A 10,799-nucleotide genomic window follows, 5' to 3' on the forward strand; every position below is an offset into this window, starting at 1 on the left:
CCCCGCCACTGCTGCTCGATTCGCTGCCGCCGAACCCGCCCGCATCGCCCGCACTACCGCCATCCGACGATGACGATTCGCCGAAGCTGGTACCGCACTGGGCATCGGAGCCGATATGCCGCTCGACCGCCCGGCAATCGGGCACGTAGTGGAAGCCGCCCGCAATGGCGAACTTGATGTCCAGCGCAAACAGCAGCGGCAGCCGCGCCGGCTTGCGCGGATCGATGCTCTCCTCCTTGCAGGCCCAGTACCAGGTGCGGCGCAGGCCGTCGTTGCGCCGCGCGTCCTTGCCCAGCACCTCGGCCGGACTGTGGTGCAGCATGGCGCCGAAGGCCGCCTTGCACCAGTTCTGGTAGCCCTGCGTGTGCAGGATGAACTCGTGCCACGCCGTGTCGACCACCTTCGAAGGCATGGCGACGAACTTGCGGTCGCTGCGCAGGTGTGACATGAAGAATTGGCGCAGGCCGCGCAGCACCAGCTCGGCGTCGCGCCGGCTCAGTTGCGGATGCGCCTCGCGCAGCTTGCCGATGAGAAACGACGGCAGCCGGGCCTCGCGGATGAACTGGCGGCGCAGGCTGGTTTCGAGGAACTTGAGCACCGCCGAGAACAGCAGCGCCACCACGATCACGGCCACCACCGAACCCCAGCGGCGCGAACCCAGGAACACGGCGGCCAGCGCGACGAGCGGCACCGCCCGCCGGGCCCACACGAGGGCACCGATGCGGCGGCGGAAGTTCAGGTGCAGGAAGTCGAGATCCATGCCGTCAGACCACCACCGGTTCCGGCTCCAGCCGGATGCCGAAGCGCTCGTACACGCTGGTCTGAATGGCCTTGGCCAGGGTCATCACCTCGCCGCCCGTCACCGGGTTCTCGCGACCGCCGCGGTTGACCAGCACCAGCGCCTGCCGCTCGTACACGCCGGCATTGCCCACCGACTTGCCTTTCCAGCCGCAGGCGTCGATGAGCCAGCCGGCCGCAAGCTTGATGCTGCCGTCGGCCATCGGGTAGTGCACGATCTTCGGGTCACGCGCAATGATGTCGGCGCACTGCTCGGGTGTGACCGTCGGGTTCTTGAAGAAGCTGCCGGCGTTGCCCAGCACGCGCCAGTCGGGCAGCTTGGCGCGGCGGATGGCGCAGATCCAGTCGAAGATGTCCTGGGCGTCCGGCGTGAAGTTGCCGGTTTCTTCCATCTTGCGCTCCAGGTCGAGGTAGCCGACCACGGCCTTCCACGGCTTGGGCAAACGGAATCGCACCCGGGTGATCACCGCCCGGCCCGCCAGCCCGAAGTCGTTCGGGCCGCTGCGCACGTGCTTGAACACCGAATCGCGGTAGCCGAAGGCGCACTGCGCGGCATCGAGCGTGAAGCTGCGGCCGGTTTCCAGGTCGTAGGCGTCGAGCGACTCGAAGCGGTCCTGCAGTTCGACACCGTAGGCGCCGATGTTCTGCACCGGCGAGCCGCCCACCGTGCCCGGAATCAGCGCCAGGTTTTCGAGCCCCGGGTAGCCGCTGCGCACCATCCATTCGACGGCGTCGTGCCAGTTCTCGCCGGCACCGGCCTCGACGATCCAGGCGCGCGGGGTTTCTTCCACCAGCCGCAGGCCCTTGATCTCGATCTTCAGCACCAGCGGCTTGACGTCGCCCGTGAGCACGATGTTGCTGCCGCCGCCCAGCACGAAACGGGGCGCATCGCGCCATGCCGCGTCGGCGTGCAGCGCGACCAGGTCGGCTTCGCTGGCGATGCGCACAAGATGCAGCGCACGCGCGACGATGCCGAAGCTGTTGTAGGGCTGCAGCGGGACGTTGGACTCCACGATCATGGGAGAATTGTCGCATCCAGCCCAAGTGAATTCAGGAGAGAGTCCATGCCGTCCTTCGATACCGTCTGCGAGCCCAACCTGCCCGAAGTGAAGAACGCGGTCGAGAACACCGCCAAGGAGATCGCAACGCGCTTCGATTTCAAGGGCACGGCCGCTGCCGTCGAGCTCAAGGACAAGGAAATCACCATGATCGGCGACGCCGAGTTCCAGCTCGTGCAGGTGGAAGACATCCTGCGCAGCAAGCTCACCAAGCGCAGCGTCGACGTGCGCTTCCTCGACAAGGGCGACGTCCAGAAGATGGGCGGCGACAAGGTCAAGCAGGTCATCAAGATCAAGAGCGGCATCGAGAGCGAGCAGGCCAAGAAGATCACCCGCATCGTCAAGGACAGCAAGCTCAAGGTGCAGGCCGCGATCCAGGGCGACGCGGTGCGCATCACCGGCGCCAAGCGCGACGATCTCCAGGCCGCCATGGCGCTCATCAAGAAGGACGTGCCGGACATGCCGCTCACGTTCAACAATTTCCGCGACTGAGCCCGGCCGCATGAAAGCGCTCGTCGTCGCAGCGCAGCTGCTGGCTGCCGCTGCCGTGGCGCACGCCGCCGGCTCGGTGACCCTGACCGGCAGCATCGGCAGCCGCGCCATCCTGATCGTGAACGGCAACCCGCCCAAGACCATCGCGGTTGGCGAGAGCTACCAGGGCGTGAAACTGGTGTCGCTGCAGGCCGAGCAGGCCGTGGTCGAACTCGATGGCAAGCGCGTCAACCTGCGCATGGACACGCCGGTCAGCATCGGTGGCGGGGGTGGAACGGGCGGTGGGGGCAGCCGCGTCGTGCTGTCGGCAGACAGCCGCGGGCATTTCATGACACAGGGCGCCATCAACGGCCGGCCCGTCACTTTCATGCTCGACACGGGCGCCACGTCGATCGCACTGTCGGCCGACGATGCCCTGCGCATCGGGCTCGACTACAGCAAGGGCCAGCGCGTCGTGATGAACACCGCCAACGGGCAGGCGCAAGGCTACCGGCTGCGCCTGCAATCGGTGCGCGTGGGCGACGTCGAGGTCTACGACATCGACGCCATCGTCTCACCGCAGGCCATGCCTTTCGTGCTGCTGGGCAACAGCTTCATCAACCGCTTCTCGATGCGGCGCGACGCGGACCAGATGGTCCTCGAAAAACGCTATTGAAGCCCAGGTGTCAGGCCTGCGCGGCCGTTACGACGATCTCGATCTTGTAGGCCGCATTGGCCATCTTGGCCTGCACGGTCGCGCGCGGCGGCGTATTGCCGGCCGGAATCCACGCGTCCCACACCTCGTTCATGGCGGTGATGTCGGTGATGTCCGCCAGGAAGATCTGCGTCATGAGGATGCGCGACTTGTCGCTGCCGGCCTCGGCCAGCAGGCGGTCGACCATGGCCAGCACCTGCGCGGTCTGGCCGCGGATGTCCTGCGTGGTGTCGTCGGGCACCTGGCCCGCGAGGTAGACGGTGCCGTTGTGCACGGCCGTCTCGGAAAGGCGGGGGCCGACGTGGAAGCGGGTGATGGAAGCCATGGTGTTTTCAAGCCTTTTTCTTCGAGCCGAGTTTCGACTCCGTGCCGGCCGCGAGCCGGCGGATGTTTTCGCGGTGCCGCCAGATCAGCAGCAAACTCATGACGATGATCGCGACCAGCACCGTGCGGTCGAGTGGCCACGCAATGCCGCCGCCAATCAGATAGTAAGCCGGCGCAAAGAAGGCGGCCGCCAGCGACGACAGCGACGAGTAACGAAAGAAGACCGCGACGATCAGCCATGTGGCGCCGGTCGCCAGCCCCAGCCAGGGCGCGATGCCCACCAGCACGCCCGCCGCGGTGGCCACGCCCTTGCCGCCCTGGAAGCCGAAGAACACCGGGTAAAGGTGGCCGAGGAACGCAGCCAGGCCGGCCAGGGCGGCGACATCCTCCCCCAACCCCCATTGCGCGCCGAACCGGTGGATGAAGAACACCGGCACCCAACCCTTGAGCGCATCGAGCAGCAGAGTGGCCAACGCCGCGCCTTTGTTGCCCGAACGCAGCACGTTGGTGGCGCCGGGGTTCTTGCTGCCATAGCTGCGCGGATCGGCCATGCCGAGCGCCTTGCTCACGATGACCGCGAAGGACAGCGAGCCGATCAGGTACGACGCCACGATGGCGATGAGGGAAGGCAAGTTGAAACTCAAGGCGGCGCTCCGCGGAGATGGTTGTTGTTCTATCCGGCGACGACCGCCGCCGGCTATTCTGCCAGCGCACACTGCACGGGCTTCGCGCCCAGCAGCGCCACGCACACCTGCGGATCGATGCCGATCAGGTAGCCCCGGCGCCCGCCGTTGAGCACGATCTTCGGCAGTTCGAGAACGGTGGCCTCCACGTACACCGGCATCTCGCGCCGCGTGCCGAACGGCGACGTGCCGCCCACCATGTAGCCGCTGTGCCGCTGCGCCACCTCGGGCTTGCAGGGCTCGACCGACTTGGCGCCGATCTGCCGCGCGAGGTTCTTGGTCGACACCGTGCGGTTGCCGTGCATCAGCACGATCAGCGGCCGGGCGTCCTGGTCCTGCATCACCAGCGTCTTGATGACGGTGAACGGGTCGAGCCCGAGCATCTCGGCGCCGCGCTGCGCACCGCCGTGCTCGACGTACTCGTAGGGATGCTCCGTGAACGCGACCTTGTGCGTCCGCAACAACTGCGTTGCGGGCGTTTCGGACACGTGGGTCTTCTTGCTCACGCCGCCGGGTCGCGGATTTCCCAGCGGATCTTGTCGATCTCCGCCAGGATCTCGGGCGACAGCGTGGTGCCGTACGCGTCCAGGTCTTCTTCCAGCTGCGCCAACGAGGTCACGCCAATGATCGTGCTCGCCACCTGCCACTTCGTGTAGCAGAAGGCCAGCGCCAGTCGGGTCGGCGTCAGGCCGTTGTCGCGTGCCAGCTGGTTGTAGCGCCTGGCCGCACGCAGCGAATCGGGACGGCCCCAGCGCTGCTTGCGCACCGATTCATAGCTCGAGATCCGCGCGCCCTTGGGCGCATCAGGCCCCTCGATGCCGCTCTGGTCGTACTTGCCCGTCAACAGGCCGAAGGCCAGCGGCGAATACGCCAGCAGCGACACGCCCAGCCGGTGCATCGTCTCGTCCAGCGCATTCTCGTGCCCTCGGCTGATGAGGCTGTACACGTTCTGCACCGTCGCCACGCGCGGCAGCCCGTGCTGCTCGGCCAGCCGCACGAACTCGTGCACGCCGTAGGGCGTTTCGTTCGACAGGCCGATGGCGCGCACCTTGCCCGCCTTCACCAGCCTGCCCATCGCTTCGAGCTGCTCCTGGATCGGAGTCTGCGATGTTTCCTTCACCGGGTCGTAGTAGATGTTGCCGAACATTGGCACGTGGCGTTCCGGCCAGTGGATCTGGTAAAGATCGATGACATCGGTCTTCAGCCGCTTCAGGCTGGCGTTGCACGAGGCCTCGACGTCGGCCGCCGTCATGCCATTGCCTTCGCGCACCCAGGGCATGCCGCGCGACGGGCCGGCCACCTTGGTCGCGACCACCAGCTTCTGGCGCGCGCCGGGGTTGGCGGCGAACCAGTTGCCGATGATGGTTTCGGTGACGCTGTAGGTTTCCTTGCGCGCGGGCACCGAGTACATCTCGGCGGTGTCGATGAAGTCGACGCCGCGCTCGAGCGAGCGACTCAGGATGGCGTGGGAGGTGGGCTCGTCGACCTGTTCGCCGAAGGTCATCGTGCCGAGGCAGATCGGGGTGACGTGCAGGTCGCTTTGACCAAGTTGGATCTTTTTCATGCGCGGGATGCTACCGCCCCGACCCGCAACCCGCTGGCCGTTGCACCAAAACCCGGGCATTCCGTGGCGGCCGGCTGTCGTGCGCCGGACTGCGTCAGCACAAAGGCCTCTTTATCATCGGCGCCCATGTACCAAATCCTCCGCCCCTCCCGCAGCGAATTCGTGCCCGTGCGCAACCTCAGCTACCACGTGCGCCTCTGGGGCCAGCCCTCCGATGCGCGACCGCCGCTGGTGCTGGTGCACGGCTGGATGGACGTGGCGGCGTCGTGGCAGTTCGTGGTCGATGCAATGGAGCAGGAGCGCTTCATCATCGCTCCCGACTGGCGCGGCTTCGGCCTCACGGACGGTGGCGGCGTCGACAACTACTGGCTCGCCGACTACCTGGCCGACCTCGAATGGCTGCTCGACCACTACGCTGGCGAGGGCGACAACGCACGGCAAGTCGATCTCGTCGGCCACAGCATGGGCGGCAACGTCGCCATGCACTACGCCGGCGTGCGGCCCCAGCGCATCCGCCGCCTCGTCAACCTCGAAGGCTTCGGCATGCCCGCGCGCAAGCCCGAGGAAGCGCCCGCGCGCTACGGCCAGTGGATCGACGAACTCAAGCGCCTGCACCGCGGCGAGATGGCGCTGGCCGGCTACTCGGCCGTGGACGGCGTCGCGCGCCGCCTCATGAAGACCAACCCGCGCCTCACGCCCGACAAGGCCCAGTGGCTCGCCAGCCACTGGGCGGCCAACCACGCGCAACCCGATGGCGGTGAGCGCTGGCAGATCCTCGGCGAGGCGGCGCACAAGATCGTCAACGCCCACATCTTCCGGGTCGACGAAACGCTTGCGCTGTATGCGCGCATCACCGCACCGCTGCTGATGGTCGAGGCCGCGGACGACAGCCTGCAAGGCTGGTGGAAGAACCGCTATACGCTCGACGAATTCCACGAGCGGCTGAAGTCGGTCGGCAACAGCCGCATCGAGCGCCTCGAGGACGCGGGCCACATGCTGCACCACGACCAGCCGCAGCGCGTGGCGCGGATGATCGAAGCGTTCCTGGCGGCCTGAGCCCGCCTCTTGTTCAGCCGCGGCTCGGCTCGCTGTCGAGGCTGTCCATCTGCGCCGCGACAAGCGACGTGATCGTTCAGAGCCTCCGTTGATCGGCAAGCACCGGCAGCGTGCCCAGGTGCACAGGGCGTCGGGCGCTCCCCGCAGCGAAATAAAGAAAGGAGGCGGCGGAAGGCCGGGGGGACATTCGCGGTGGGCAGTACCCGGCGGCCTGTGCACGCGCCCTGAACAAGAGCGCACCACACCCGCGCCGCCGCCTCTACTCTTCGTCAGCGTCGTTGCCCGTCAGCGAGAGAACTTCTTCGACGAAAGCCTCGAAGAGCGGCAACGAAGCAGGCAAGGCGTCGAAAGACTCAACCTCGCCCGCATCGAAGAAGTGCGGCTTGCCGTCCGGCACCGACACCCATTCGCCGGCCTCGACAAGCAGCCCCAGGTAACCGTCGGCGGTCGGCACATAGAACAGCCCGGCGCTCTCCAGCACGCGCTGCCCCTTCTTCTTGCCACGCCCCCAACTCACGCCCTGCCCGGCCAGGTGCTCGGTGATCCAGCCGTCGCACACATGCGTGTCGCGCCAGCTTCCTTGGGCATCGAATACGGCGAGCACTGGCATGGGGCGTCCTTTGTTGTCTGCGAAGTTACTGCAGGAAGCTGGGCTTGGCGTAGCCCTGGAACTTGCTGTCGACCACCGCCTTGAACTCCTTCGACCGGTAGGCTTCGGCGATGTCCTTGGCCCACTGCGTGTTCTTGTCGGCGGTCTTCACGGCCACCACATTCAGATAGTAGTCCGGCGTTTTCTCCAGCACCACGGCTTCGGTGAGCTTCAGGCCCGACGAGATCGCGAAATTGCCGTTGACGATGGCGTACTCAGTGTCGCCCAGCGAACGCGGCAGTTGCGCGGCTTCGAGCGGAATGAACTTCAGCTTTTTCGGGTTTTCGGCCACGTCCTTTTCCGTCGAGCGCAACACGTCGATGCCGGGCTTGAGCGTGATCAGCTTGTTCTGCTCCAGCAGCACCAGCGCTCGGGCCAGGTTGCTCGGGTCGTTCGGCAGCGTCACGCGGTCGCCTTCCTTCATGTCGGCCAGCGTCTTGCGCTTGGTCGAATACACGCCCATCGGGGCGATCGGACCCTGCACCAGTTCGGCCAGGTCGAGCTTCTGGTCGGCCGCGAACTTCTTCAGATAGACCTGATGCTGGAAGAAATTGGCGTCGAGCGAGCCCTGGGCCAGTGCGAGGTTGGGCTGCACGTAGTCGTTGAACTCGACCAGCTTCACCTTGTAGCCCTTCTTCTCGAGGATGGGCACGATGCCGGCCTTGAGCTGGTCGGCGTTGGAGCCGGCGGTGCCGCCGATCACGAGGTTCTTCTTGGCGGGGTCTTGCGCGTGGGCCTGCAGCGAGAGGCCGCCGAGCGAGACGGCAGCCAGGGACAGGGCGAGAACGGAACGGCGCAGGAATGCGGTTTTCATGGGATAGGGAAAGCTGAGAAAAAAAGAATCAACGCTTGTCCAGCCTGCTCGCCGTGGTGTTGCCCACGAATTGCAGGATCTGTACGAGCACCACGAGCAGCGCCACGGTGAGCACCATCACGTCGGTCTGGAAACGGTAGTAGCCATAGCGGATGGCCAGGTCGCCGATGCCGCCACCGCCCACCACACCGGCCACGGCCGAGTACGAGAGAAAGCTCACGGCCAGCACCGTCAGCGCCAGCACCAGGCCCGAGCGGGCCTCCACCAGCAGCACGCGCCATACGATCTGCAACTCGGTCGCGCCCATGGCGTGCGCCGCCTCGATCACGCCGCGCGGCACTTCGCGCAGGCACTGGTCGACCAGCCGCGCCAGGTACGGAATGGCCGCAAACGACAGCGGCACCGCGGCCGCCAGCGGCCCGATCGACGTGCCCGCAATCACCCGCGTGAACGGCACCAAGGCCACCAGCAGGATGATGAAAGGGAACGAACGCACCGTGTTCACCAGCCAGTTGAGCACCAGGAACGCGGGCTTGTTCTCCAGCGACTGGCCAGGGCCCAGCAGGAACAGCAGGATGCCCAGCGGCCCACCGATGAGCACCGCGGCCGAGAGGCCGATGGCCAGCATCATGAAGGTCTGGCCGGTGGCGACCCACAGCTCGGGGAGGATGGGGGCGATGTTCTCAAACATAGGCCGCCTCCAGCGCGTTGCGCTGTACCGAAGCCGGACGCGGCACGACCGGCAGGCGCGCCTCGCGTTCGCGGCGACGCACCAATTCGTCGATCTCGCGGCCCAGCGCGGTCTTGCGCTCCTCGCTCGGCGCATCGACCGCGAACTGCTCCACCAGCCGGCCCCTCTCGAGAATCGCCACGTTGCGGCACAGCACCTCGACCACCGACAGCTCGTGCGTCACGATCACGATGGTCACGCCGATCTTCTGGTTGATGTCGCGCAGCGTTTCGAGCAGCGAGCGCGTGGTTTCGGAGTCGAGCGCCGAGGTGGGCTCGTCGCACAGCAGCACCTGCGGGCGCGGCGCCAGCGCGCGGGCAATCGCCACGCGCTGCTTCTGCCCGCCCGAGAGCTGGGCCGGGTAGGTGTCGATCTTCTCGGCCAGGCCCACAAGCGCCAGGCACTCGCGTACACGGGCATCGATCTCGGCCTTCGAGTGGCGGCCGTGAATCTTCAGCGGGAAGGCCACGTTGTCGAACACCGTGGCGTTCTGCAGCAGGTTGAACTGCTGGAAGATCATGCCGATGTTCTGGCGCGTGTCGCGCAGCTCGCGGCGCGAGAGCGTGGTGAGGTCGCGCCCGCCGACGAGCACCTTGCCCGCATCGGGCCGCTCCAGCAGGTTGATGAGACGCAGCAGTGTCGATTTTCCGGCACCGCTCTTGCCGATCAGGCCGAACACGTCGCCCTGGTGGATGTCGAGCGAGAGCGATTGCACGGCGTCGAACACCTCGCCGTTGGGCAAGGCGAAGGACTTCTGCACCGATTGGAGACGGATGACTGGCGCCGCGTGAATGTCGCGGCCCGAGTCAGGCGTGGGTTGGGTCATGGAGAAAAGCGCGGCCCGCGCAGCGCGCAGGTCGCGGAGGTTCGCGAAAAGGTGTCGAGTATGAGAAGAAAGGCAACGAAAGGGAACGAACAAATCGGTGCTTGCTTATGCCTTTGAACACATAAGGGCACAAAGGTGTGACCCGATGGGCGCCATATAGATATGCGCAATGGTTCGTTTCCAAACGGCGTCCGCAATGCCACATTCGCGCCTTCTTTTTTTGATTTCGCACAACAACATGCACAGCACTTTTCGCCGCCGCACCCTCGCCCTGGCCACGCTTGCCGCCGCCCTCCTTGCCGGCAACACCGCCTTCGCGCAGGACAAGAACACGCTCAAGGTCGGCGTCTCCGTCGGCAACGGCGAGCAGATCTTCGAGGTGGTCAAGAAGGTCGCCGCCAAGGACGGCCTGAACATCCAGGTCGTGGTGTTCAACGACTACCAGCTGCCCAACGCGGCGCTGGCCTCGGGCGACCTCGACGCCAACGCCTTCCAGCACCAGCCCTTCCTGGACAACCAGAACAAGGCGCGCGGCTTCGACATCGTGCCCGTCGGCCTGACCATCACCGCGCCGCTGGGCTTCTACTCGCACAAGATCAAGGCCGTCGACCAGCTGCCCAACGGCGCGACAGTCGGCATCCAGAACGATCCGTCGAACGGCAATCGCGCGCTGTTGCTGTTGCAGCAGGCCGGCCTCATCACGCTGAAGCCCGAGGCGGTGAAGAACAACACCGCCACGCCGCTCGACGTGGTGACCAACCCGAAAAAGCTGAAGCTGGTGGCGCTCGACGCAGCCCAGCTGCCGCGCTCGCTCGACGACCTGACCATCGCCGCCATCAACAACGACTACGCCGAGAAGGCCGGCCTGTCGCTGAACAAGGACGCCGTCATCAAGGAAGCCGCCAAGAGCCCGTACGCCAACCTGATCGCCGTGCGCCGCGCCGACAAGGACAAGCCCTGGGCCAGGCGCCTCGTGGCGGCGTACCAGTCGCCGGAGGTGAAGAGCTTCATCGAGACGCAGTTCAAGGGTTCGCTGATCCCCGCGTTCTGATTTCGGGGTATTTCCCCCTCCCCCGCTGGGGAGGGCTGGGGTGGGGGCACGGCGGCGCAT

Annotated in this window: 14 protein-coding genes; 4 read left to right on the forward strand and 10 right to left on the reverse strand. The window is 66.2% G+C overall.

Annotated features, from left to right (window positions below; all coding sequences use genetic code 11):
* Together ACCD11_RS27900 and murB are read right to left on the reverse strand one after the other, a co-directional pair.
* A partial coding sequence (locus ACCD11_RS27900) for a glycine-rich domain-containing protein (protein WP_413316326.1) occupies positions 1 to 760 on the reverse strand: 760 nt, incomplete at its 3' end.
* Between the two features lie 4 nt (positions 761 to 764).
* A complete protein-coding gene (gene murB, locus ACCD11_RS27905; RefSeq protein ID WP_007835527.1) occupies positions 765 to 1,817 on the reverse strand; it encodes a UDP-N-acetylmuramate dehydrogenase in 1,053 nt (350 codons plus the stop codon).
* 45 nt (positions 1,818 to 1,862) lie between these two features.
* On the opposite strand from murB, the gene ACCD11_RS27910 reads away from it, so the two are divergent.
* Together ACCD11_RS27910 and ACCD11_RS27915 are read left to right on the forward strand one after the other, a co-directional pair.
* Positions 1,863 to 2,348, forward strand: coding sequence for a YajQ family cyclic di-GMP-binding protein (locus ACCD11_RS27910; RefSeq protein ID WP_007835529.1), 486 nt, complete (start codon positions 1,863 to 1,865; stop codon positions 2,346 to 2,348).
* A gap of 10 nt (positions 2,349 to 2,358) precedes the next feature.
* Positions 2,359 to 3,003, forward strand: coding sequence for a TIGR02281 family clan AA aspartic protease (locus tag ACCD11_RS27915; RefSeq protein ID WP_413316329.1), 645 nt, complete (start codon positions 2,359 to 2,361; stop codon positions 3,001 to 3,003).
* Positions 3,004 to 3,013: 10 nt separating this feature from the next.
* On the opposite strand, the gene ACCD11_RS27920 is transcribed toward ACCD11_RS27915, so the two are convergent.
* Genes ACCD11_RS27920 through ACCD11_RS27935 form a run of 4 tightly spaced genes read right to left on the reverse strand, consistent with a single transcriptional unit; the run spans position 3,014 to position 5,613 of the window.
* Complete coding sequence (locus ACCD11_RS27920) at positions 3,014 to 3,367, reverse strand: RidA family protein (protein WP_413316331.1); 354 nt, start codon at positions 3,365 to 3,367, stop codon at positions 3,014 to 3,016.
* A gap of 7 nt (positions 3,368 to 3,374) precedes the next feature.
* A complete protein-coding gene (gene plsY, locus ACCD11_RS27925) occupies positions 3,375 to 4,010 on the reverse strand; it encodes a glycerol-3-phosphate 1-O-acyltransferase PlsY (protein WP_007835533.1) in 636 nt (211 codons plus the stop codon).
* A gap of 53 nt (positions 4,011 to 4,063) precedes the next feature.
* Entirely contained in the window at positions 4,064 to 4,555 is a 492-nt protein-coding gene (locus tag ACCD11_RS27930) for an aminoacyl-tRNA deacylase (protein ID WP_007835536.1), read from the reverse strand.
* Entirely contained in the window at positions 4,552 to 5,613 is a 1,062-nt protein-coding gene (locus ACCD11_RS27935) for an aldo/keto reductase (protein WP_413316333.1), read from the reverse strand. Before ACCD11_RS27935 ends, ACCD11_RS27930 begins: the two co-directional genes overlap by 4 nt.
* Positions 5,614 to 5,739: 126 nt before the next feature.
* Between ACCD11_RS27935 and ACCD11_RS27940 the strand changes: the two genes are divergently transcribed.
* Positions 5,740 to 6,669: an alpha/beta fold hydrolase gene (locus ACCD11_RS27940; protein WP_413316335.1), complete on the forward strand. Its 930-nt coding sequence runs from the start codon at positions 5,740 to 5,742 to the stop codon at positions 6,667 to 6,669.
* Between the two features lie 259 nt (positions 6,670 to 6,928).
* Here the strand turns inward: ACCD11_RS27940 and ACCD11_RS27945 are convergent, their stop codons facing one another.
* From ACCD11_RS27945 to ACCD11_RS27960, 4 genes are read right to left on the reverse strand one after another with little or no spacing between them, the layout of a single operon-like run.
* Positions 6,929 to 7,279: a hypothetical protein gene (locus ACCD11_RS27945; RefSeq protein ID WP_056589758.1), complete on the reverse strand. Its 351-nt coding sequence runs from the start codon at positions 7,277 to 7,279 to the stop codon at positions 6,929 to 6,931.
* A 25-nt stretch (positions 7,280 to 7,304) separates the two neighbouring features.
* Positions 7,305 to 8,132: a MetQ/NlpA family ABC transporter substrate-binding protein gene (locus ACCD11_RS27950; protein WP_413316338.1), complete on the reverse strand. Its 828-nt coding sequence runs from the start codon at positions 8,130 to 8,132 to the stop codon at positions 7,305 to 7,307.
* 28 nt (positions 8,133 to 8,160) lie between these two features.
* Entirely contained in the window at positions 8,161 to 8,823 is a 663-nt protein-coding gene (locus tag ACCD11_RS27955; RefSeq protein ID WP_007835547.1) for a methionine ABC transporter permease, read from the reverse strand.
* Complete coding sequence (locus ACCD11_RS27960; RefSeq protein WP_413316340.1) at positions 8,816 to 9,688, reverse strand: methionine ABC transporter ATP-binding protein; 873 nt, start codon at positions 9,686 to 9,688, stop codon at positions 8,816 to 8,818. The genes ACCD11_RS27955 and ACCD11_RS27960 overlap by 8 nt, the downstream gene beginning before the upstream one ends.
* 238 nt (positions 9,689 to 9,926) lie before the next feature.
* Here ACCD11_RS27960 and ACCD11_RS27965 point away from each other — a divergent pair, with 238 nt between their 5' ends.
* A complete protein-coding gene (locus ACCD11_RS27965; protein ID WP_413316342.1) occupies positions 9,927 to 10,739 on the forward strand; it encodes a MetQ/NlpA family ABC transporter substrate-binding protein in 813 nt (270 codons plus the stop codon).
* The last annotated feature ends 60 nt before the right edge of the window (positions 10,740 to 10,799 follow it).

The sequence above is a fragment of the Variovorax sp. Varisp36 genome (genome assembly GCF_047304235.1).
Classification (GTDB): domain Bacteria; phylum Pseudomonadota; class Gammaproteobacteria; order Burkholderiales; family Burkholderiaceae_C; genus Variovorax.